Source organism: Xylophilus rhododendri (genome assembly GCF_009906855.1).
Classification (GTDB): domain Bacteria; phylum Pseudomonadota; class Gammaproteobacteria; order Burkholderiales; family Burkholderiaceae_C; genus Xylophilus; species Xylophilus rhododendri.
On sequence record NZ_CP047650.1, the window covers coordinates 1,933,378 to 1,953,965 of the forward strand.

Consider the following 20,588-nt stretch of genomic DNA (forward strand, 5'->3'; position numbering starts at 1 on the left):
GCTCAGATCTGCCAGGCGGTCTGCCACGCCCTCCATGCCTGGCCGCCTTGCCACAGGCCCATCTCCAGCGCCTCGCGCTCCAGCAAACGCAGGGCCCGCTGCCGCCCCGCCTCCACCACCCTGCTGCGCGGGCGAACCGGCGCCAGGCCGGCGTCCTTGCGCCACTCGTTGCGGGCGTCGCCCCAGTAGCAGTCATCCGGATTGGCGCTGGGCGTTTCCCAGCGGTAGAGCCGGTCGATATGGTGCAGCAGCCTGCTCTTGTCGCCGTGGAGGAGAACGAGTTCCCAGGCAAGCTGGTAGTAGTCGGGGTGGCCCATGCCGATCCCGATGTCGTGCCCGGTGGCCCGGCGGATCTCGTCGCGCACCCACAGGTGGTTGAACACGGCATGGGCTTCGTCGATGCGGACCCGTTTCGCGAATGTCCACTCATCGGGAAACTGCCGCGATGTGATGGGCGGCTGGAAGGTATGCCGGGCCTCGTGCGCCAGCTTGCCGACGATCATGCCCAGGGGCTCGTCCGGCGAGAGCACCACCACGCGCTCGGTGACGTTGCAGAGGCTGGGTTCGTCGCTCGACCACCGCACGGCCCATCCTCCCTGGCGCATCCGTTCGAGCTGGTGGCGCAGCGTGGGCGAGTGGCGGATCACCGGGTCCAGCTGCGACCACATCGCGGTCCGGTCGGAGTCGGGGTAGCCCGGCAAGGACAGGCTCGCTGTCGGCGGCTGGAAGGTGCCCGCTTCCTGAAGGCCGGCCAGGCCCGCCGGGAAGTCCGCCGGCATGACGGGGATGGAACGCCTCGACGGCCGGTCCGGCAGCGCCCATGGCACGCCCATCAGCGCGGCGTTGGCTTGCTGCAGGAAGGTGATGAAGCCGGCCGGAAAGTGCATCGCCCGACTGTCGATCGCAGTTTCCCCGCAGGCCTGGCTCCAGCCGAAAACCTGCGGGCGGCGACGAAGGCCGCGCGCCGCGCTAGGCGCGCCCGTGCTCCAGGACACGCTCCAGGGCCGCACCCAGCGTCTCGACCGAATAGGGCTTCTGCACCAGCGTGAAGCCATGGCCGCCGTCCTGCGCCAGCACATGGCTGTAGCCGCTGGTGAGCACGACCGGCAGGCCGGGATGGGAAACCCGCAGCCGCTGCGCCAGTTCCACGCCGCTGATGCCCGGCATCATCACATCGGTCAGCACGGCATCGATGCGCTCGCCGGGCTCGGCGAGCCATTCCAGCGCCTGCTCGGCATGCGTCGCCCAGCGTGTGCGATATCCCAGCGCCTGCAGGACCTGTTCGGCAAACGGTCCCACTTCCTCGTTGTCCTCCACCAGCAGCACCAGCAGGCCCTCGCGCGCCGGCGCCGGGGCCACTTCCCGCGCGGCCAGCACCGCCACGGGCGCTGCCGGCGGCGCCGCCACGGCCGGCAGGTAGAGGCTCAGGCGTGTGCCCTCGCCCGGCGCGCTGCGCACCCGCGTCTGCCCGCCCGACTGCTGCACGAAACCGAAGACCTGCGACAGGCCCAGGCCCGTGCCCTTGCCCACGGGCTTGGTGGTGAAGAAGGGCTCGAAGATCTTGTCCATCAGCTCGGGCGCCATGCCATGTCCCTCGTCGGCCACGTGCACCACCACGAAGTCGCCCGACACCGCCGGATGCGCGCCCTGCGCGGGAATCGCATCGGTGCGCCGCACCTCGATGTGCAGCTCGCCCTGGCCCTGCATCGCATCGCGCGCATTGACCGCCAGGTTGACCAGTGCCGTGTCGAACTGGCTGGTGTCGGCATGGGTGTGCAGCGGCTGCGGCGTGCAGCGCACTTCCAGCCGCACCAGCGAGCCGACCATGGTGCGGATCATCTCGGCCACGCTGCGCACCCGCTGGTTCACCTCGAAGACCTCCGGCTGCAGCGCCTGCCGGCGAGCGAAGGCCAGCAGCTGGCCGGTCAGGCGCGAGGCGCGGTCCACCGTGTCGGAGATGGCCTCCAGGTAACGCCCGCGCCGGTCCTCGTTCATGCGCGGATGGCGCAGCAGGTCGACCGAGGAGCGGATCACCGTCAGCAGGTTGTTGAAATCGTGCGCCACCCCGCCGGTGAGCTGGCCGATGGCCTCCATCTTCTGCGCCTGGCGCAGGGCGTCGCGGGTGTGTTCGAGCTGGGCCTGGTGCTCGGTGGCCTCGGTCACGTCGCGTGCGCTGCAGTAGAGCAGGCCGCCTTCCATCACCGCCGTCCACGACAGCCAGTGGTAGCGCGCCTGGGTATCGCAGAAGCGGTTGACGAAGCGTTCGGTGACCGTGCCGGCGGCCAGGCTGCGCTCCTCCTGCCGGGTGCGTTCCTGGTCGTCGGGATGGATCAGCCAGTGCGAGGTCCGGCCGACGATCTGCTCGGGCCGCCAGCCCAGCAGCCGCTCCCAGGCCGGGTTGACGCTGATCCACACCCCCTCGGTGTCAGCCACGCCCATCAGGTCGCGGCTCAGGTTCCAGGCGCGGTCGCGCTCGCGCGTGCGCTGGGCGACGCGCAGCTCCAGGGATTCGTTGGCGCGGCGCAGCAGTTCCTCGGCGTTCTTGGCGGCGGTGATGTCCACCACGATGCCGGTGAAGACCAGGGGGCCGTCCGGCCCGCTGGCGGCACAGCGGGCGCGCACCATCAGCCAGCGCACGCTGCCGTCGGGGCGGCGCACCTTCACCTCGCGTTCGTAGTCGTCGGCACGGGCGGCGCTGGCCGCCACGCTGGCGGCATAGCTGTCGCGGTGCTCCGGATCGGCCCGGTCGACGATGGCCCGCAGCGCTATGCCGCGCTCGGCCTCCTCGGGCGCGAAGCCGTAGGCGCGGGCGAAGTTGGCATCGCCACGGGCCATGGCACTGCGCACATCCCATTCGAAGAAACCCAGCAGGCCGGTGGCCTGGGCCACGTCGAGCCGCCGCTCGCCCAGTTCGCGTGCCTGCAGCGACAGGATGCGTTCGGTCTGCTCGTTGGTGATGCAGAACACGCCGGCCACCGCCCCGGTCTCGTCGCGCAGGGGCGAGAACGAATAGGTCCACCAGGTCTGCTCGGGCACGCCGTGGCGTGCCATGGCGATCGGCACATCGACATGCTGGACGGTACCGCCGGCCAGGGCTGCCTCCACATCGGGCCGCACCGCCTCCCAGGCATCCGGCCAGAGCCGCGGCAGCGTGGTGCCGATCGATTGCCCCAGCCGCGGGCCGAGCATGGGGACATAAGGGTCGTTGTGGAAGAAATGCAGCGCCGGGCCCCAGCAGATGTAGATCGACTCGGGTACGGACAGGATCAGGTTCACCGCCGTGCGCAACGCCGCCGGCCACCGGGCGGGCGGGCCCAGCGCATGGGCCGACCAGTCGAAGGCGCGCAGGCGCTGTCCGGTTTCGCCACCGGCGATCAGCGCTTCGGCGCCGGGCAGACCGTCAGGGGCGGGGGTCGGTCGGGGCGGTACGAAGGCAGACATCGGGCGCCATTCTCCGTCACCGCCGGCACCGGCTAGAGCGCCGCGTAGAAGCGCATGAACCGCGAATCCTCGCGGCTGTAGCCGGGGCGGGTGCGCAGAAAACGCACCGGCACTTCCTGCAGGGATTCGACCGCATCCACCTTGCAGTAGACCCAGTCCTGGCCCGGCATCACCGAGTGGCCCGCCGTCTGGTAGGCACTGAGCCACACGCCGCCGTCATGCCCCACGCCGACCGCATGCGGCTCCACCGTACGCCGCGCACCGCGGTAGATGAACGATATGGCCTTCTTCGCTCGAACGGCGGCGATCAGCTCTGGCAACAAAACGGCTTCCCCGGGATTTGGACAGCGTGCAAGATACGTTGTCGCCCACTGACCGGCGTTACACGGTGCAACCCCGCGCGCCCCTGCCTCCATCCGCCCCGACATGAACCGCACCATCACCTGCCAGCCCGTCGCCTTCGTGCGCAGCCGATTCACCGACAAGGTCGGCATGCCGATCCAGACCGCCGGCGCACCCGCCGAGACCGGCCGCATCGAGCTGCTGCCCGCCTTCGTGCCCGGCCTGCGCGACATCGAGGGCTTCGAATACCTGATCCTGCTGACCCACCTGGACCGCGGCGAGCACGAGCCGCTGGAGGTCAAGCCCTTCCTGGACGACAAGACCCACGGCGTCTTCGCCACCCGGGCGCCGGCGCGGCCCAACCGCATCGGCCTGTCCATCGTGCGGCTGGAGCGGGTGCAAGGCGGCGTGCTGCACTTCAGCGGCAACGACATGCTCGACATGACACCGGTGCTCGACATCAAGCCCTATGTGCCGCAGTTCGACGTGCGCCAGACCGAGCGCATCGGCTGGTTCGCCGCCCGGGTGGCGCAGATGCCGACGCTGCTGTCGGACGACCGCATGGCGCCGCCGGCCGCATGAGCGCGGCCGACGACAGCCCTCTCCAGGCACTGGAGGAGCGCGCCTTCAACGCCTGGCCCGCGCGCCAGACGGTGTTTTTCGAAGGCTGGGTGATGCGCCTGTCCGACGGCTTCACCAAACGCGCCAACTCGGTCAATGCCGGTGCGCCGGGCCTGCGTTTCGATGGCGTGCAGCAGGCCGCCGAGGCCCTCTATGGGAGCCAGTCGCTGCCGGCGGTGTTCCGCCTGTCGCCGCTGGCCCCGGCCGACGCGGATCGGCGGCTCGAAGCCGCCGGCTACACCTTCTTCGACCCGTCCTGGGTGGCCCGCGCCGCGCTGGATGCGGCCGTCCCGGATACCGCGGTCGGGATCGCCGCCGCGCCGGACCAGGCCTGGCTGGACGGCTTCGCCCAGGCCAACGGCGTGCCGCCGTCCCGCCATGCGGTTCACCACGCCATGGTGCGTTCCATCGCCCTGCCCTGCGGCTTCGCCACCCTGCACGATCAGGGCGAACCGGTCGGCTTCGCGCTGGCCGTGCTGGAGCGCGGCGCGGTCGGTTTCTACGACGTGGTGGTGGCGCCGCGGCGGCGCGGCCAGGGCCTGGGGCGGCGGCTGATGCTCGCCCTGATGCACTGGGGCGCCTCGCAAGGCGCGGCCTGGGGCTATCTGCAGGTGCGGCAGGAGAACGAGGCCGCGCGCCGGCTCTATGCCGCCCTGGGCTTCGCGGACGTCTATCGCTACCACTACCGCATGCCGCCGGCCGCGTCGGTGAAAATGCCCGGCTCAGCAACAGGAAACCACACCGCATGATCGTGCGCATCGAAATCGAAGGCGGCCGCGCCGGCTTCTACGAATACCGGGTCGTCTACGACACCGAGGAACTCTATGCCGACGCCGGCCTGGACTCCGTGGCCGACTGCCTGGTCGGCGCCATCGAAGGCATGCCGCCGGACGCGCTGGCCGCCGAGATCTGGTACCGCGCCATCGTCTCCGGCACCTATTCGCTGCCGGTGATCGCCGCCAACCACGAGGGCATCGCCCAGCATGCGGTGAACACGTCCGAAGCCATCCGCGAAGCCCTCGGCGAAGACGACTTCAAAGACGAGTGATCCTGCGTCGCCCATAATCGCCCGATGCTCACCCAGCACACCGCCCGACTGATCGCCCGCTTCGTGCTGGCGTGGTTCGCGCTGTACCTGGGCGCGGCGGTGGCTTCGCCGCTGGTGCATCCCTCGGCCTCTTTCGAGCTGGTCTGCTCGGGCGCCGGCACCGCCAAACTCATCAAGAAAAGCGATACCGGCTCCGAGGCGCATTCCGCCAGCATGGACTGCCCGCTGTGCGCCCCCGGCAGCGCGCCGCCGCCGCTTTTCCCCACCCTGATCGCCGCACCCGCCCAGCCGCTGGCCTATGTGCTGCGCAGCATCCCGGCCGCGCGCATCGCCGGCATCACCGCCGCGCCGCTGCCGGCGCGAGGGCCGCCCCTGGTTTCCTGATTGCCTTTCGCAGTCCCGTGCGCGGCCCTTGCCGCACACGGTGCCCTGGCGTTCGCGCCGGTCCGCAGGAAAACCGCTCATGTTCCCCAAAACCCGATTGGCCCGCGCGCTCGCGCTGGCCCTGCCCTTTGCCGTTCCCGGCGCCTTCGCGCAGGACAAGGCCGACCCGGCCGAGAAGCCCGAGGTCCAGGCCCCCATCAAGACCCTGGGCGTGGTCACCGTCAACGGCGGCCAGCCCACCTCGCTGCCCACGCAGATCCCCACCACCATGGAGGGCATCACCCGCGAGCAGATCGAACGCAGCATCAACGCCACCGACAGCGAGGATGCGCTGAAGTACTTCCCCAGCCTGCTGGTGCGCAAGCGCTACGTGGGCGACTACAACCACGCCATCCTGTCGAGCCGCGCCTCGGGCACCGGCAACAGCGCCCGCTCGGCGGTCTATGCGGACAGCATCCTGCTGTCGAACTTCCTGGGCAACGGCGTGGGCGGCCTGTCCTTCCCGCCGCGCTGGGGCCTGGTCACGCCCGAGGAGATCGAGCGGGTGGACGTGATGTACGGCCCTTTCTCGGCCGCCTATCCCGGCAACTCGGCCGGCGCCGTGGTCGACTTCGTCACCCGCATGCCGACCAAGCTCGAAGCCCATGCCAAGGTGGGCTACACCTCGCAGCCCTTCGAACTCTATGGAACCGACCAGACCTTCCGCGCCTGGCAGGCCAGCGCATCGCTGGGCAACAAGGTGGGCGACTGGTCGTGGTGGGTGAACGTCAACCGCACCGACAGCCAGGGCCAGCCGCTGACCTTCCCGACCCGGCTGGTCTCCAACGGCGTGAACAGCGGCGCGGGCACGGCCGTCACCGGCGCGGCACCCAGCAGCAGCACCGCCAACGCCGCGCAGTACACGCTGGGTTCGGGCACGCAGTACAACACCCGGCAGGACCATCTGAAGACCAAGCTGGCCTACGACATCACCCCCACGCTGCGCGCCAGCTATGTGCTGGGGCTGTGGGAGAACCGCTCCAGCGGCAATCCCTCGTCCTACCTGCGCGACGCCGCCGGCCAGCCGGTCTACAGCGGTGCCTTCAACGTGAATGGCCTGGCCTATACCGGCAGCCAGGCGCTGTCGGGCAGCGACTTCGCCGCCACACGCGAATCGGCCCTGCATGTGATTCACGGGCTCTCGCTCAAGAGCCACACCGAAGGCATCTGGGACTGGGAACTGGCCGCCAGCCTCTACGACTACCGGCGCGACGACAAACGCCAGAACGCCGCCAGCAACCCGCCGCCGGGCGCCTTCACCGGCGGCCCCGGCACCCTGGCCCAGGGCGCCGGCACCGGCTGGCGCACCTTCGCCGCCAAGGGCACCTGGCGGCCCGAGGGCATGGCCGGTCCGCACATCGTGGACTTCGGCTACCAGCAGGAAAACTACCAGCTGCGCTACAGCACCTACAACGTCGCGGGCAACTACCTGAACGACGGCGGCGGGTCGCTGGCCTCCGACGTGCACGGCGACACCCGCCTGCAAAGCCTGTGGGCGCAGGACACCTGGCGTTTCGCCCCCGACTGGAAGGCGGTGCTGGGCGGCCGGGCCGAGCGATGGGAAGCGTCGAACGGCGGCACCGCCTTCTCCGCGGCCAGCGCGCTGGCCTATCCCGAGCGGCACGAAAACCACTTCTCGCCCAAGGCCGCCGTCTCCTGGCTGGCCCTGCCGGACACCGTGCTCAAAGCCTCGCTCGGCCGGGCGGTGCGCATGCCCACGGTGAGCGAGCTGTACGGCGCCACCTCCACCACCAACTCGCTCTACCTCAACGATCCGAACCTGCGCCCCGAGCGCTCCTGGACCGGCGAGCTGAGCGCCGAAAAGGACCTGGGCAACGCCCTGGCACGCCTGACCTTCTTCGTGGAGGACACGCGAGACGCGCTCTACTCGCAGACCCTTTTCGACAGCAACGCCCTGCGCAACATCAGCCGCGTGCAGAACGTGGGCCGCATCGCCACCCGGGGACTGGAGGCGGCCTACAACGGCAACGACGTGCTGACCCGCGGCCTGGACCTGAGCGGCAGCGTGACCTACGCGCACTCCGTCATCAAGGAGAACGACGGCTTCGTCAGCACCCCCGGCGACACCATCGGCAAGTGGCAGCCCAACATCCCGCGCTGGCGGGCCACGGCGCTGGCCAGCTACCGCTTCAACGAACGCTGGTCCACCAGCCTGGGCGCGCGCTACAGCGGCCGGCAGTACCGCACGCTGGACAACAGCGATGCCAACGGCTTCACCTACTTCGGCGTGAGCCGGTACTTCACCGCCGACCTGCGCATCGTCTACAAGCCCACACGCCAATGGACGGTGGCCTTCGGCATCGACAACCTCAACAACGACAAGTACTGGAACTTCCACCCCTACCCCCAGCGCAGCTACACCGCCGAGCTGAAATGGGACCTGTGAGCCCGGTCGCCCGCCCTTTCCATCCCTCTTCCAGGAGCCCTCTCATGAACCATCGCCTCACGCTGATCGCGGCCCTCGCCGCCGCATCCTCCTTCGCCGCCCAGGCCCACATCACCCTGCCGCCGGGCGGCGCCACCGCCGGCAGCCGCTACGACGCAGCCTTCCGTGTCGGCCATGCCTGCGCCGGCAGCACGGCCACCAATGCCGTCACCGTGCAGCTGCCCGAGGGCTTCAAGTTCGAATCGGCCGTGCCCCGCGCCGGCTGGACGCTGAGCACCAGCGAGCGCAGCGTCGCCTGGAAGGCCGAGTCCGCCCAGAAGGCCCTGCCCACCGCCGAGCGCGCCGAATTCATCGTGCGCGGCACCCTCACCGACCAACCCGGCCCGCTGTTCTTCAAGGTGCTGCAGGGCTGCGATGCCGGCAGTTCCGACTGGGCCCAGCTGCCCGCGGGCAGCAACGAAAAGCAGCCCCTGCCTGCAGCCCGCCTCGACGTGCTGCCCGCCGGTGTCGCGCCGGTGGAAGTGAAGGACGCCTGGATCCGCACCGCCGTGAAAGGCCAGAGCGGCACCGGCGCCTTCATGAAGCTGCAGGCCCCGTCCGGCAGCCGCCTGATCGGCGCCAGCACGCCCGAAGCCGGCCTGGCCGAGGTGCACGAGATGAAGATGGACGGCGACGTGATGCGCATGCGCCCCCTGGCCCAGGGCCTGGAACTGCCGGCCCGGCAGACGGTGGAACTCAAGCCCGGCGGCTACCACCTGATGCTGACCCAGCTCAGGCAGGCCCTGCCGGCCGGCACCACCGTGCCGGTGAAGCTCGACTTCATCGACGCCGAAGGCCGCCGCAGCAGCGCCCAGCTGCAGCTGCCCGTGCTGGCCGCGCCGCCGGCCAGCGCTGGCGGCCATGGCACCGGCCCCATGGCGGACATGCCGGGCATGAAGCACTGAACACTTCGGCTACGCTCGCCGCCCAGAAGGAGACAAACGAGCATGCCGCAACCATTCCAGTGGACGAAGAAGACCTCCCCCGGCCCCGTCGTCGCGCCCCAGGAGCGCCTGCCCTGGCCCCAGACCACGGCCATGGGCATCCAGCACGTGGTGGCAATGTTCGGCTCCACCGTGCTGGCGCCGGTGCTGATGGGGTTCGACTCCAACATCGCCGTGCTGATGAGTGGCATCGGCACCCTGATCTTCTTCCTGGCCACCGGCGGCCGGGTGCCCAGCTACCTGGGTTCGAGCTTCGCCTTCATCGGCGTGGTCATCGCCGCCACCGGTTATGCCGGCACCGGCCCCAATGCCAACATCGGCCTGGCGCTGGGCGGCATCGTGCTCTGCGGCCTGGCCTACACCCTGATCGGCCTGCTGGTGCAGCTGCTGGGCTCCCGGTGGATCGAGCGCTTCACCCCGCCGGTGGTGACCGGCACCATCGTCGCCGTGATCGGCCTGAACCTGGCGGCCATCCCGATCAAGAACATGGCCGCCAGCCACTTCGATGCCTGGATGCAGCTCGTGAGTTTCTCCAGCGTGGCCCTGGTGGCCGTGTTCACCCGCGGCATGCTGCAGCGGCTGCTGATCCTGGTCGGCCTGGTGGTGGCCAGCCTGGTCTATGCGGTGCTCACCAACGGCCTGGGCCTGGGCAAGCCGGTGGACCTCGGCGGCGTGCTGGCCGCGCCCTGGTTCGGCCTGCCGAGCCTGCATGCGCCGGTGTTCAGCGCGCATGCGGCGCTGCTGATCGTGCCGGTGGTGGTCATCCTGGTGGCCGAGAACCTGGGCCACATCAAGGCGGTGACGGCGATGACCGGGCAGGACATGGACCGCTACATGGGCCGGGCCTTCATCGGCGACGGCGTGGCCACCATGGTCAGCGGTTTTGCCGGCGGCACGGGGGTGACGACCTATGCCGAGAACATCGGCGTGATGGCGGCGACCAAGATCTATTCGACCGCGGTGTTCGTGGTGGCGGCGCTGGTGGCGATCGTGCTGGGTTTCTCGCCGAAGTTCGGGGCCTTGATCCAGGCGATTCCGCTGCCGGTGATGGGTGGCATTTCCATCGTGGTGTTCGGGCTGATCGCGGTGGCGGGGGCGCGGATCTGGGTGGATAACCGGGTGGACTTTTCGGACAACCGCAACCTGATGGTGGTGGCGATTCCGCTGGTGCTGGGGACCGGGGGGTTTGCCCTGCACTTCGGCAGCTTCGAGCTGGGGGGATCGGGACGGCTACTTTCGCTGCGATCCTGCTGTACTTCCTGTTGGGGCTGGGCTCTCGTCGGGGGATTCGTCCCTGGGGCGGGCTGGATAGACTGTTTGGCGATTTAGGCTTTCACTCTTTCTGGCTAAGGACTTTGTCATGGAACTGAGCAACCACCCGTTTACTGAATTGTTCGAGCAGCTGGGGCTGGCTTCGGATGAGGCTTCCATCTTGGCTTTTATTGCTGCGCATCGGCCGTTGGCGGCTGGGGTTTCGCTGCCTGAGGCGCCGTTTTGGACTGAGGCTCAGGTGCACTTTATTCGGGAGAGCATTGCGGCTGATGCGGATTGGGCTGAGGTGGTGGATCAGTTGAATCTGGCTTTGAGGGGATGAGTTTTTTCTTCTTCTCCTCTGCGGAGGGCGGAGCTGGGGCTGCGCGCCCCAGACCGCGCTCACTTTCTTTGCTTCGCCAAAGAAAGTAAGCAAAGAAAGGCGACCCGGCTGCGGGAGTCCCCCTCCTTCGGAGGGGGCACGCTGCGGTGCTCGCAAAAGCGGGGTCCACGACAACTCGCTTCGCTCAAACAGGTCGTGGCCCTGATCCGCTTTTGCTCCGCTCCTCGCTCACCCGCAGACGGGACCCGGATACGGGGACAGCGGCTGCTTCGCAGCGCAACGGGCCATCGCTGCGCTCGGCCGCTGGCTGATGAATACCCGCCCCAGGTTGTGCGCCGCATTTCAAGCCGATGCCGAGCGCAGCGACGGCCCGTCGCCCTGCGAAGCAGTGGCTGTCCCCGCTCCCCGGGTCCCGTGAGCCCGAGAGCGAGGAACGGAGCAAAGGCGGATCAGGGCCACGACCTGTTTGAGCGAAGCGAGTTGTCGTGGACCCCGCCTTTGCGAGTACCGCAGCGGTGCCCGAAGGGCCTCGGGTGTCGGGTCGCCTTTCTTTGCTTACTTTCTTTGGCGAAGCAAAGAAAGTGAGCGCGGTCTGGGGCGCGCAGCCCCAGCTCCGCCCTCCGCAGGAGAACCACCGCCCCGCCAAAGGCGAGCCCTCATTTACCGCCGTGCAGCACCAACCCAGACGACTCCAGCGAGGCCATCAGCACAGTCCCATGACTGGAGTCGGTAACGAACACAGTCTTCCGATCAGCACCACCAAACGCGAGGTTGGTAATGGAAGCCCCCACCGGCCCACGCAAAACAACCTCCGGCTCCGCCCGCCCGTTGAGCACCCACACATACCCCAGCCCAGGGTTGGCAACGAGCAGACGGCCCGAGGCATCGACCGCCAAACCGTCCGGCCCGCTGGGGCCATAGGACGTGAAGAACTGGCTGACCTTGGCCACACTGCCATCCACCAACAACGGCACCCGCCAGACACAGTTGCCCCGCGTGACCGCCACATAAAGCACCTTCTCATCCGGCGACAAAGCCACCCCGTTGGGACTGGGCACGTTGTCCAGCAACAGATCCAGCCGCCCATCCGGCCGCAGCCGATAGACCCGCCCCGTAGGGTCATGCAAACCCGTCTGCCCCTGGTCGGTGAAGAACAGATTCCCGACACTGTCGAAAATCAGATCGTTCACACCACGAAAGCGCTCGCTGTTGCGCCGCTGCAGAAAGGGCGTGACAGCCCCGCTGCCCACATCGACCTTCATCAACCCGTTCTTGTAGTCGGTGACTAGCAAGGTCCGCTCATCCAGGAACTTCATCCCGTTGGGCTCCCCGTCGTACTCGGCCACCAGCGTCCACTCATCGCCGGAAGCAGAAATCCGGAAGATCCGGCCAAAGGGAATATCGGCCACATACAGCCGCCCCTGGCTGTCGAACACAGGCCCTTCGAGGAAGGAATCGGTCGCATGCCCACCCCGGTTGGCCCGGCTCCAGTCGCTGTGCTGCCGCTCGCGAAAGCGGTCCGGCAGACGGCTGAAGGTTTCGAGTTCGACGACGCGCGGCGGCTGAAGCAGGAACATGGCGGGGTCCTCAAAAAACGGATGTGAATCGGATCAGTCGAGCTTGATATTGCCCTTGCGCACCACCTCGGCCCACTTGGCCGCCTCCTTCTGCAGGAAGCTGGTGAACTCGGCCGGGCTGTTGCCGATGGCCTGCGCGCCCATGTCGGCGAAGCGCTTCTTCATCTCTTCCTCCTGCAGCGACTCCACCACCGCCTTGTGCAGCTGCTTGACGATGGCGTCCGGCGTGCCGGCCGGCAGCAGCAGGCCGTTCCATTCATAGGCCTCGTAGCCGGGCAGCACACTTTCGGCGACCGCCGGGACTTCCGGCAGCAGCGGCGAACGCTTCGGAGAAGAGATGGCCAGGGCCCGCAGTTTGCCCGAGCTGATCAGCGGATAACTCGCCGCCATGGTGCTGAACATGAAATCGACCTGGCCGCCCATCACGTCCGAGATGGCCGGGCCGCCGCTCTTGTAGGGCACATGCACCATGTCCAGGTCCAGGCCCTGGCGGTACAGCTCGGCCGCCAGGCGCTGCACCGTGCCGCTGCCGCCGGAGGCGAAATTGAGCTTGCCGGGCTGGGCCTTGGCGCGGGCGATCAGGTCCTTCTGGTCCTTGATCGGCGATTCCTTGCGCACGATCAGCACGTTGGGCGAGAGCGAGACCAGGGACAGCGGCTGGAAGTTCTTGTCGGCGAAAGGCAGGTTGGAATAGAGCGCCGGGTTGATCGAGAACGGCGTCGCGTCGTAGAGCATGGTGTAGCCGTCGGCCGCGGCGCGGGCGACATAGCCTTCGCCGATGGTGCCGCTGGCGCCGGGACGGTTGTCCACGATCACGCTGGTGCCCAGCTTGGCACCCATGCGCACCGCCAGCTGGCGGGCCAGCGCGTCGGCCGCGCCGCCGGGGGCATAGGGCACGACGATGGTGATGGTGCGCTCGGGAAAGGCGGCGTGGGCGGCGGCGCCGGCCAGCACGGTGCAGGCGAGCAGCACGGATTTCAGGATCTTCTTCATGGGATGTCTCTTGGATGGGGAATGTCTGAAGGGGAAACCGCTCATTCGAGCTTGAGATCGAGTTCCTTGGCGATGCGTTTGGCGCTCTGGATCTCGCCGTCGAGCTGCTTGCCGAAAGCCGCGCCGCAAGTGCTCTCGGCCTGCATGCCCAGGCCGCGCAGCTTGTCGGCGGTGGCCGGGGCGCGGGCGAATTCGCTGGCCACCCGGGTCAGGCGGGCGACGATCTCGGGCGGCGTGCCGGCGGGCGCCAGCAGGCCGTACCAGGCGGAATCGGCATAACCCTTCACGCCCTGCTCCTCGAAGGTCGGCACCTCGGGCAGCAGGGCCGAGCGCTGGGGCGCGGCCACGGCCAGGGCGCGCAGCTTGCCGGTCTGCACCTGGGGCAGCACCGACCCCAGGGTGGCGAAGGAGCTGTCCACCTGGCCGCCCAGCAGGTCGGTCACGGCCTGGGCGGCGCCCTTGTAGGGGATGTGGTTCATCTTCGTGCCAGTGAGGCGCAGGAAGCGTTCGCTGGCGAAGTGGCCGCCGCTGCCGCTGCCCGGCGTGGCGAAGGTGCGGGCGCCGGGATGGGCGCGCACATCGGTGAGGAAGTCGGCCAGGTTCTTCGCCTGCATCGAGGGGCCCACCACCAGCACCGTCGGGCTGACGGCCATGGTGCAGATCGGCGCGAAGGATTTCAGCGCGTCGAACTTCACCCGGGCGCTGTAGAGCGCCGGGATCATGGTGTGGTTGGTGGCGCCCAGCAGCAGGGTGTAGCCGTCGGCGGGGCCGAAGCCACCGCCTCGGCGGCCAGGATGGTGTTGGCGCCGGGCTTGTTGTCCACCACCACCGGCTGGCCCATGCTGCGGGTGGCGAATTCGGCGAAGGCGCGGGCCACCACGTCGGTGGGGCCGCCGGCGGAAAAGCCCACGACCAGGCGGATCGCCTTGTCGGGATAGCCGCCCTGGGCCTGGGCGGCGGTGGTGCTGAGCAGGGCGAGGCTGGCGGCGGCCAGCGCCGCGGTTCGGAAAGCGGTCATGCGTGTCTCCTCGGATGACGGGGAAAAGTCCCGCCGCTCTTGTGTGGCGGCTGGGGACGGGGGCTGCGGACTCAGGCGATGGCAGCGGGCTCGACGCCCTCGATCACCGCACGCAGGTTGCGCGCGGCGGCCTTGCCCATGTTCACGTAGGCATCGCTGGTCACGCCGCCGATGTGGGGGCTGAGCAGGATGCGTTTCTCGGCCGAGAACATGTGGCCGGCCGTATAGGGCTCCACCGCGAAGCTGTCGAGTCCGGCGGCCATCACCTGGCCGCTCTGCACCGCCGCCAGCAGCGCGGCTTCGTCGATCAGGCCGCCGCGTGCGGTGTTGACCACGATCACGCCGCGCTTGCAGGCCGCCAGCGTGGTCGCGTTGAGCATGTTGCGGTTCTCGTCGGTCAGCGGGCAGTGGAAGGAGATCACGTCCGAGCGCTGCCAGATCTGCGCCAGCTCCACCCGCTCCACATAGGAGGGCAGCTCCTTGGCGTAGGGGTCGAAGCCGATGACCTTCATCTCCATCGCATCGGCCATGCGCGCGAAGCGCTGGCCGATGGCGCCCAGGCCCACCAGGCCCAGCGTGCGGCCGCCCAGCTCCAGGCCCTTGTGGGAGGACTTGTCCCAGTGGCCGGCGCGCATGCGCTCATCGAGCTGCACCACCGACTTGGCGCAGGCCAGCATGAAGGCCAGCGACTGCTCGGCCACCGCCGCCGCGTTGGCGCCGGCGGCGGCGCGCACCGCGATGCCGCGGGCGGCGGCCGCCGTCTTGTCGATGGTGTCGGTGCCGGTGCCGTGCTTGGAGATGACCTTGAGCGAAGGCGCGGCCTCCATCGCGGCCACGCCCACCTTGCCCATGCGCAGGATGATGGCCACCGGGTCGTGCGCCTTGCAGCAGGCCACGATGTCGTCGTCGGTCGGCGTCTTGCCGGCGTAGACCATCTCGTAGTCGCGCAGGATCTCCAGCGCGGCCGGTGCCAGGTCGGGGCCGGTCACCAGCACCGCGGGGCGCTTCGTGGCGGCTTGCGGCAGGGCGCTCACAGCGTCTCGCCTTCCTTGAGCATGCCGGCGGCGCGCAGGGCGGCGGGCAGCCACTTGGATTCGAGTTCGCCGCGGGCGATGGCCTCGATGCGGGCGGCCTCGTCGGCCACCTTCTTGACGGCCAGGGCCATCATGGCGGGGGCTTTGAGGCGCTCGATCACGACCACGCCGTCGGCATCGCCGACGATCAGGTCACCCGGGTTCACCACCGTGCCGCCGGCGGAGATGGGATGGTTGATGCGGCCGGGCACGTACTTGGTGGGGCCCGCGGGGTTGAAGCCGGCGCTGAAGACGGGGAAGCCCAGGTCCAGCAGTTCGAGGCGATCGCGGATGGCGCCGTCGACGATCACGCCGCCGAGGTTCAGCTTCTTGCAGGCGCTGAGCATCAGCGTGCCCATCAGGGCGGCCGTCTGGTCGCCCTTGCCGTCGATCACCAGCACGTCGCCGGGCTTGGCCAGGGCGATGGCCATGTGGATCATCAGGTTGTCGCCCGGCCGCACTTCCACGGTGAAGGCGGGGCCGGCGGCGATCATGTTGATCTCGACCGGCGCCACACGTGCATGCATGGTGCCGCGGCGGCCGGCCACGTCGGCCAGGATGGCGGCTTGGAAGGTCTTGGCCTGGGCGACGACTTCGGGGGAGACGCGGTCGAATTCGCGGATGACTTCTGGGAGCTGGCTCATGGGATATGTCCTGTGGGAGAAAAAGGGTGGGGAGGGGCTCAGTCGGCCTTGATGTTTCCGTCGCGGATGACCTTGGCCCACTTGGCCGAGTCCGCCTTCTGCATGTCGCCCAATTGCTTGGGCGTGCCGCCGACCAGGGTCACGCCCAGGCGGTCGGCCAGGGCGATGACCTCGGCGTCCTTGAGCGACTTGTTGATCTCGGCGTTGAGCCGGCCGACGATCTCGGCGGGCGTGCCGGCCGGCGCGAACACGGCCTGCCATTGCTCGACGACGAAGTTCTTCAGGCCGGCCTCGCCCATGGTGGGCACGTCGGGCAGGGCCTTGAGCCGGCTGCCGGAGGTGACGGCCAGCGCCCGCAGCTTGCCGCTCTGCACATGCTGCAGCGCGGCGGCGACCGGGGCGAACATGAAGTTGGTCTGCTCGCCCAGGGTGTCCTGCAGCGCCGGGGTGTCGCCCTTGTAGGGCACGTGGATGAACTTCACGCCGGCCTGCTGGGCCAGCAGCTCGCCCTGCATCTGCAGGATGGTGCCGCTGCCGCCCGAGGCATAGGCCAGCTTGCCCGGCTGGGCCTTGGCGGCGGCGATCAGATCGGCCACGGTATGGAAGGGCTGCCTGGCGCCCACCACCAGGATGTGCGGGATGGTGCCGATGGTGACCACCGGCTCGAAGCCGGCGATGGGGTCGTAGCTCAGCTTGCCCATCAGGTGCGGGGCGATGGCCTGCGGGCCGATGGAGGTGCCGAGCAGGGTGTAGCCGTCCGGCGCCGACTTGGCCACGTAGGCCGCGCCGATGGTGCCGGTGGCGCCGGCGCGGTTCTCCACGATGATGTTGGTGGCCAGGGCCGTCGACACCCGCTGCGCCACGTTGCGGCCCAGCACGTCGGTGCTGCCGCCGGGCGGATAGGGCACGACCCAGGTGATCAGCTTGCCGCCCGGCCACTTGTCTTCTGCATGGGCCAGCGGCGCCAGGCCGGTGGCGGCGGCCAGCGCCAGCAGGTTTCGGCGGGAAATGGACGTGCCGGTCTCTTTGATGTGCATCTTGCGTGTCTCTTCTGCTTAGGGGGAAATCGGTGCCGGCGCGGGGAAGCCGTACAGGGCGCGGGGGTTGTCCACCAGCACCTGGTGCAGCCGTTCGGGCGTGCCGGTCCAGCGGGCCAGGGCATCGACCTGCGCCGCGTCGTCGGGCATGGGATGGCGGCCGGCCGAGGCGGTGGCATGCGGCCAGTCGCTGCCCCACACCAGGCGATGCGGCGCGGCATCCAGATACGTCGCGGCCAGCGCGGCGACGGCGGGGTCGTCCGTGCGGTGCAGCGCGCTGACGATGTAGCCGCCCGAGAGCTTCAGCCAGGCCTTGTCCGCGCGCAGCAGCTCCAGCACCAGGGCATGGGCGGGATGCTGCCCGGCCTGCGCCGGCGCGATGCGGCCGAGGTGGTCGAAGATCAGCGGCACCGGCAGGCTACGCAGATCGTCCTGCACGGCCAGCAGCGTTTCGGGCGGCGCCAGCAGCTGGACATGCCAGCCCAGCGCGGCGATGCGTTCGGCCAGCGGCCGCAGGGAAGAAGCCGGCGGATGCCCGCCCAGCGAGAGATTGAAACGGATGCCGCGCACACCCAGGCCGTGCAGGCGCAGCAGTTCGGCGTCGCTCACCGATTCATCGACCACCGCCACCCCGCGGGCATCGTCGCCCAGCGCCGCGAGGCCGGCCAGCATGCAAGCGTTGTCGGTGCCGTAGGTCGAGGGCGTGACCAGCACCGTGCGCCGCGTGCCGATGCGCTGCTGCAGTTGCCGGTAGTCGGCCACCGAGGCATCGGGCGGCAGCAGCGCCGCGCCGGGCGCGGCCGGGAAACGCCCGTCGTACACATGCATGTGGCAGTCGCAGGCCCCCGCCGGCAGCACCGTGGCGGGACGCCCGGTGCCGGCCGAGAACGGCACGGTGGTGGAAGCGGCTGCGAGGGCGGACATGTGTGGCCTGGAGGGCGATCAGTCGATCGTCGCGCCCGAGTCCTTGACGATCTTGCCCCAGCGCGGGATCTCCGACTTGAGCAGCGCGGCGAAGGTCTCCACGCTGCCGCCCATCACGTCGCCGCCGTCGGACTTGAGCTTGGCCGCCACGTCCGGCAGCTGCATGGCCTTGTTGAACTCGGTGTTGAGCGTCTTGACGATGGCCGCGGGCGTGCCGGCCGGCGCCAGGATGCCGAACCAGGTCACCGCCTCGAAGCCCTTGTAGCCGGACTCGGCCATGGTCGGCACTTCCGGCAACTGCTCGGAGCGCTTGGCGGAGGTCACCACCAGCGCACGCACCTTCTGGTTGCGTACCTGGCCGATCAGCGTGGGCACCGAGGAGGCGTAGAGGTCGATCTGCGCGCTCATCAGGTCGGTCAGCGCCTGGGCGGCGCCCTTATAGGGCACATGCTGCAACTCGATGCCGGCGGTGTTCTCGGCCTGCTCCGCCGCCAGGTGGGCCACCGTGCCGTTGCCGGGATAACCGAGCGTCACGGTCTTGGGCTTGCCCTTGGCGGCGGCCACCACCTGCGCGAAGGTCTTGTAGGGCGAGGACTCGGGCACCGCGATCACGATGGGCGAGTTGGCCACCAGCACCACCGGCGTCAGGTCCTTCAGCGGGTTGTAGGGCAGCTTGGGGTAGAGGGTGGGGTTGATCGCCAGGTTGCTGGTCTGGCCCATCACCAGGGTGTAGCCATCGGCCGGGGACTTGGCGGCGGTATCCACACCGAGGTTGCCGCCGGCGCCGGGGCGGTTGTCGATGATGATGGTCCACTTCAGCGTCTCGGTCAGCTTCTGCGCGACGGTGCGGGCCAGCAGGTCGGTGCCGCCGCCGGGCGGGAAGGGCACGATCAGGCGGATCGGCTTGCTGGGGTAGGCGGCCTCGGCGTGCACGGCGCCGCTCAGCAGCGCGCTGAAGACGAGGGCGGCGGCGATGGCCGTGCGGCGGCCTGCGGTGATGCGTGTGTTCATGGTGTCTCCGACTTGTGGAATTCGGCCGTCGTGCTGCGGCTTGCGGCGGACTGTAGAGGCCCGTTTCGACTCGTACAATACCGTTTCGACAGTCGAAATCAGGACCGTGATGCGAAACAGCGCCAAGGGAAAACCCGAGGCTTCCAGTGGAATCGGCACCGTGCCGGCGGCGGCGGAAAGCAGCACCGGCAGCGTGGTGGCGGTGACCCGCGCCCTCGATCTGCTGGCGGCTTTTGCCCTCGGCGAATCGCAGCTCTCGCTGGCCGAACTGAGCCGCCGCTGCGAGATGCACAAGACCACCGTGCTGCGCATCGCCCGGACTCTGGCGATGGCCGGCTACATGGTGCAGTGCGAGGACGGCGGATGGCGCCTGGGCCCGGCCGCCGGATGGCTGGGCGCGCGTTACCAGTCGGGCTTCGACATGCAGGGCGTGATCGAGCCGATGCTGCGCGACCTGGTCCGCCTCACCGGCGAAAGCGCCGCCTTCTACGTGCGGGAAGGCGACTACCGGACCTGCTTGGTGCGGGTGGAAGGCCCGCATCCCCTGCGCCACCATGCCCGCATGGGCGAGGCCCTGCCGCTGGACAAGGGCTCGCCGGGACGCGTCATCCTGGCCTTCTCGGGACAGGCGGGCAAGGTCTATGAGGCGATCCGCTCACGCGGCTACCACCTGTCGATCGGCGAGCGCGAGAAGGGGGTGGCGACGGTGTCGGCGCCCGTCTTCGGCCTGAACTGGAAGCTGCTCGGCTCGGTGTGCATCTCGGGGCCGGCCTCTCGCCTGTCGGAGGCGCGGCTGCAGGAGATGGCGCAGGACGTGATGGGGTCGGCCAACCAGCTGTCGTACAGCCTGGCCGGGGCGCGCTCGATGAATACGCCGCAGGTGGTGAGCACGTGGCATCCCTGATCGGGCGGGTGCTGGTCACCGGGGCCGCGGGCTGCGGCACCACCACGCTGGGGCGTGCACTGGCGCAAGCTGCGGATGCGCCGTTTCTCGACGCCGACGACTTCTTCTGGCTGCCGACCGATCCGCCTTATCGGAGCCGAAGGACCGCGGCTGATCGCTACAGCCTGTTGACGGCCGAGCTGGCACAGCGCCCTCAGGCGGTGGTGGCCGGCTCGCTCATGGGCTGGGGCGCCGAGCTGGAAGACGCCTTCGATCTGGTCGTATTCCTCTACCTGCCGACGGCCTTGCGGCTGGCCCGGCTGCGGGCCCGGGAGGAAGCGCGTTTCGGCAAGGCCGATCCCGAGTTTCTGGACTGGGCCTCGCAGTACGACGCAGGAACCGCACAGGGGCGCAGCCTGGCCTTGCACCGGCAATGGCTGGCAGAACGCAAGTGCCGTGTGCTGCTTCTGGAAGGGGATATGACGACGGCGGCCAGGGTGCAGGCCGTCTTGCAGGCCTTGGCTTAATGCGACTCGTGCGCCGCAACATGGTTGCGCGCCGAGCCTGCT

19 protein-coding genes and 2 pseudogenes are annotated in these 20,588 nt (G+C 69.2%); 10 read left to right on the forward strand and 11 right to left on the reverse strand.

The features are described from left to right. Window positions 1-2: 2 nt before the first annotated feature. From GT347_RS08855 to GT347_RS08865, 3 genes are all read right to left on the reverse strand, one after another. Complete coding sequence (locus GT347_RS08855; protein ID WP_160551610.1) at window positions 3-887, reverse strand: hypothetical protein; 885 nt, start codon at window positions 885-887, stop codon at window positions 3-5. An 82-nt stretch (window positions 888-969) separates the two neighbouring features. Further along, entirely contained in the window at window positions 970-3,441 is a 2,472-nt protein-coding gene (locus GT347_RS08860; RefSeq protein WP_160551611.1) for a hybrid sensor histidine kinase/response regulator, read from the reverse strand. 32 nt (window positions 3,442-3,473) lie between these two features. After that, on the reverse strand, window positions 3,474-3,761 hold the full coding sequence (locus GT347_RS08865; RefSeq protein WP_160551612.1) for a hypothetical protein: 288 nt from the start codon (window positions 3,759-3,761) through the stop codon (window positions 3,474-3,476). 106 nt (window positions 3,762-3,867) lie between these two features. On the opposite strand from GT347_RS08865, the gene tsaA reads away from it, so the two are divergent. The 8 genes and pseudogenes from tsaA (at window position 3,868) to GT347_RS08905 (ending at window position 10,859) form a co-directional block, all read left to right on the forward strand. Next, window positions 3,868-4,365 (forward strand): tRNA (N6-threonylcarbamoyladenosine(37)-N6)-methyltransferase TrmO, encoded by a 498-nt coding sequence (tsaA, locus tag GT347_RS08870; RefSeq protein WP_160551613.1) that lies wholly within the window; start codon window positions 3,868-3,870, stop codon window positions 4,363-4,365. Beyond that, entirely contained in the window at window positions 4,362-5,153 is a 792-nt protein-coding gene (locus tag GT347_RS08875) for a GNAT family N-acetyltransferase (protein ID WP_160551614.1), read from the forward strand. The genes tsaA and GT347_RS08875 overlap by 4 nt, the downstream gene beginning before the upstream one ends. Continuing rightward, window positions 5,150-5,452, forward strand: a complete 303-nt coding sequence (locus GT347_RS08880) for a hypothetical protein (protein WP_160551615.1) — start codon at window positions 5,150-5,152, stop codon at window positions 5,450-5,452. The genes GT347_RS08875 and GT347_RS08880 overlap by 4 nt, the downstream gene beginning before the upstream one ends. Before the next feature lie 24 nt (window positions 5,453-5,476). Beyond that, on the forward strand, window positions 5,477-5,836 hold the full coding sequence (locus GT347_RS08885) for a hypothetical protein (RefSeq protein ID WP_160551616.1): 360 nt from the start codon (window positions 5,477-5,479) through the stop codon (window positions 5,834-5,836). 79 nt (window positions 5,837-5,915) lie between these two features. Next, window positions 5,916-8,282, forward strand: a complete 2,367-nt coding sequence (locus tag GT347_RS08890) for a TonB-dependent receptor (RefSeq protein ID WP_160551617.1) — start codon at window positions 5,916-5,918, stop codon at window positions 8,280-8,282. Window positions 8,283-8,326: 44 nt separating this feature from the next. Continuing rightward, complete coding sequence (locus GT347_RS08895) at window positions 8,327-9,226, forward strand: copper chaperone PCu(A)C (RefSeq protein ID WP_160551618.1); 900 nt, start codon at window positions 8,327-8,329, stop codon at window positions 9,224-9,226. A gap of 42 nt (window positions 9,227-9,268) precedes the next feature. After that, window positions 9,269-10,635, forward strand: a pseudogene (locus GT347_RS08900) (solute carrier family 23 protein). After that, entirely contained in the window at window positions 10,626-10,859 is a 234-nt protein-coding gene (locus tag GT347_RS08905) for a DUF2789 domain-containing protein (protein ID WP_160551619.1), read from the forward strand. The pseudogene GT347_RS08900 and the gene GT347_RS08905 overlap by 10 nt, the downstream one beginning before the upstream one ends. A gap of 656 nt (window positions 10,860-11,515) precedes the next feature. Here GT347_RS08905 and GT347_RS08910 read toward each other — a convergent pair. The 8 genes and pseudogenes from GT347_RS08910 to GT347_RS08945 all read right to left on the reverse strand — a co-directional run bounded on the left by GT347_RS08910 (window position 11,516) and on the right by GT347_RS08945 (window position 19,136). After that, window positions 11,516-12,436: an SMP-30/gluconolactonase/LRE family protein gene (locus tag GT347_RS08910; RefSeq protein WP_160551620.1), complete on the reverse strand. Its 921-nt coding sequence runs from the start codon at window positions 12,434-12,436 to the stop codon at window positions 11,516-11,518. Window positions 12,437-12,469: 33 nt separating this feature from the next. Further along, complete coding sequence (locus tag GT347_RS08915; RefSeq protein WP_160551621.1) at window positions 12,470-13,429, reverse strand: tripartite tricarboxylate transporter substrate binding protein; 960 nt, start codon at window positions 13,427-13,429, stop codon at window positions 12,470-12,472. A gap of 41 nt (window positions 13,430-13,470) precedes the next feature. Beyond that, window positions 13,471-14,447 (reverse strand): annotated as a pseudogene (locus tag GT347_RS08920) (tripartite tricarboxylate transporter substrate binding protein). 71 nt (window positions 14,448-14,518) lie between these two features. Beyond that, window positions 14,519-15,481, reverse strand: coding sequence for an NAD(P)-dependent oxidoreductase (locus GT347_RS08925; protein ID WP_229722803.1), 963 nt, complete (start codon window positions 15,479-15,481; stop codon window positions 14,519-14,521). Continuing rightward, window positions 15,478-16,164, reverse strand: coding sequence for an RraA family protein (locus GT347_RS08930; protein WP_160551622.1), 687 nt, complete (start codon window positions 16,162-16,164; stop codon window positions 15,478-15,480). Before GT347_RS08930 ends, GT347_RS08925 begins: the two co-directional genes overlap by 4 nt. Window positions 16,165-16,202: 38 nt before the next feature. After that, window positions 16,203-17,201 carry a Bug family tripartite tricarboxylate transporter substrate binding protein gene (locus GT347_RS08935; RefSeq protein ID WP_160551623.1) on the reverse strand — a complete coding sequence of 333 codons (999 nt, stop codon included), beginning with the start codon at window positions 17,199-17,201 and terminating at the stop codon, window positions 16,203-16,205. An 18-nt stretch (window positions 17,202-17,219) separates the two neighbouring features. Then, complete coding sequence (locus GT347_RS08940) at window positions 17,220-18,125, reverse strand: amidohydrolase family protein (RefSeq protein ID WP_160551624.1); 906 nt, start codon at window positions 18,123-18,125, stop codon at window positions 17,220-17,222. 18 nt (window positions 18,126-18,143) lie between these two features. Next, window positions 18,144-19,136 carry a Bug family tripartite tricarboxylate transporter substrate binding protein gene (locus tag GT347_RS08945; protein WP_160551625.1) on the reverse strand — a complete coding sequence of 331 codons (993 nt, stop codon included), beginning with the start codon at window positions 19,134-19,136 and terminating at the stop codon, window positions 18,144-18,146. 109 nt (window positions 19,137-19,245) lie between these two features. Here GT347_RS08945 and GT347_RS08950 point away from each other — a divergent pair, with 109 nt between their 5' ends. Both GT347_RS08950 and GT347_RS08955 read left to right on the forward strand, forming a co-directional pair. Beyond that, the gene (locus tag GT347_RS08950; RefSeq protein WP_160551626.1) at window positions 19,246-20,040 is read left to right on the forward strand and encodes an IclR family transcriptional regulator; all 795 of its coding nucleotides are present in this window, start codon (window positions 19,246-19,248) and stop codon (window positions 20,038-20,040) included. Then, the gene (locus GT347_RS08955) at window positions 20,028-20,546 is read left to right on the forward strand and encodes an AAA family ATPase (RefSeq protein WP_229722804.1); all 519 of its coding nucleotides are present in this window, start codon (window positions 20,028-20,030) and stop codon (window positions 20,544-20,546) included. The genes GT347_RS08950 and GT347_RS08955 overlap by 13 nt, the downstream gene beginning before the upstream one ends. Window positions 20,547-20,588 lie beyond the last annotated feature (42 nt).

What these genes read in the sequence shown, in the direction of transcription:
- GT347_RS08855 (WP_160551610.1), bottom strand. Translation starts at nt 887, where the DNA reads ATGCACTTTCCGGCCGGCTTCATCACCTTCCTGCAGCAAGCCAACGCC.
- GT347_RS08860 (WP_160551611.1), bottom strand. Translation starts at nt 3,441, where the DNA reads ATGTCTGCCTTCGTACCGCCCCGACCGACCCCCGCCCCTGACGGTCTG.
- tsaA (WP_160551613.1), top strand. Translation starts at nt 3,868, where the DNA reads ATGAACCGCACCATCACCTGCCAGCCCGTCGCCTTCGTGCGCAGCCGA.
- GT347_RS08875 (WP_160551614.1), top strand. Translation starts at nt 4,362, where the DNA reads ATGAGCGCGGCCGACGACAGCCCTCTCCAGGCACTGGAGGAGCGCGCC.
- GT347_RS08880 (WP_160551615.1), top strand. Translation starts at nt 5,150, where the DNA reads ATGATCGTGCGCATCGAAATCGAAGGCGGCCGCGCCGGCTTCTACGAA.
- GT347_RS08885 (WP_160551616.1), top strand. Translation starts at nt 5,477, where the DNA reads ATGCTCACCCAGCACACCGCCCGACTGATCGCCCGCTTCGTGCTGGCG.
- GT347_RS08890 (WP_160551617.1), top strand. Translation starts at nt 5,916, where the DNA reads ATGTTCCCCAAAACCCGATTGGCCCGCGCGCTCGCGCTGGCCCTGCCC.
- GT347_RS08895 (WP_160551618.1), top strand. Translation starts at nt 8,327, where the DNA reads ATGAACCATCGCCTCACGCTGATCGCGGCCCTCGCCGCCGCATCCTCC.
- GT347_RS08905 (WP_160551619.1), top strand. Translation starts at nt 10,626, where the DNA reads ATGGAACTGAGCAACCACCCGTTTACTGAATTGTTCGAGCAGCTGGGG.
- GT347_RS08910 (WP_160551620.1), bottom strand. Translation starts at nt 12,436, where the DNA reads ATGTTCCTGCTTCAGCCGCCGCGCGTCGTCGAACTCGAAACCTTCAGC.
- GT347_RS08915 (WP_160551621.1), bottom strand. Translation starts at nt 13,429, where the DNA reads ATGAAGAAGATCCTGAAATCCGTGCTGCTCGCCTGCACCGTGCTGGCC.
- GT347_RS08930 (WP_160551622.1), bottom strand. Translation starts at nt 16,164, where the DNA reads ATGAGCCAGCTCCCAGAAGTCATCCGCGAATTCGACCGCGTCTCCCCC.
- GT347_RS08935 (WP_160551623.1), bottom strand. Translation starts at nt 17,201, where the DNA reads ATGCACATCAAAGAGACCGGCACGTCCATTTCCCGCCGAAACCTGCTG.
- GT347_RS08940 (WP_160551624.1), bottom strand. Translation starts at nt 18,125, where the DNA reads ATGTCCGCCCTCGCAGCCGCTTCCACCACCGTGCCGTTCTCGGCCGGC.
- GT347_RS08945 (WP_160551625.1), bottom strand. Translation starts at nt 19,136, where the DNA reads ATGAACACACGCATCACCGCAGGCCGCCGCACGGCCATCGCCGCCGCC.
- GT347_RS08950 (WP_160551626.1), top strand. Translation starts at nt 19,246, where the DNA reads ATGCGAAACAGCGCCAAGGGAAAACCCGAGGCTTCCAGTGGAATCGGC.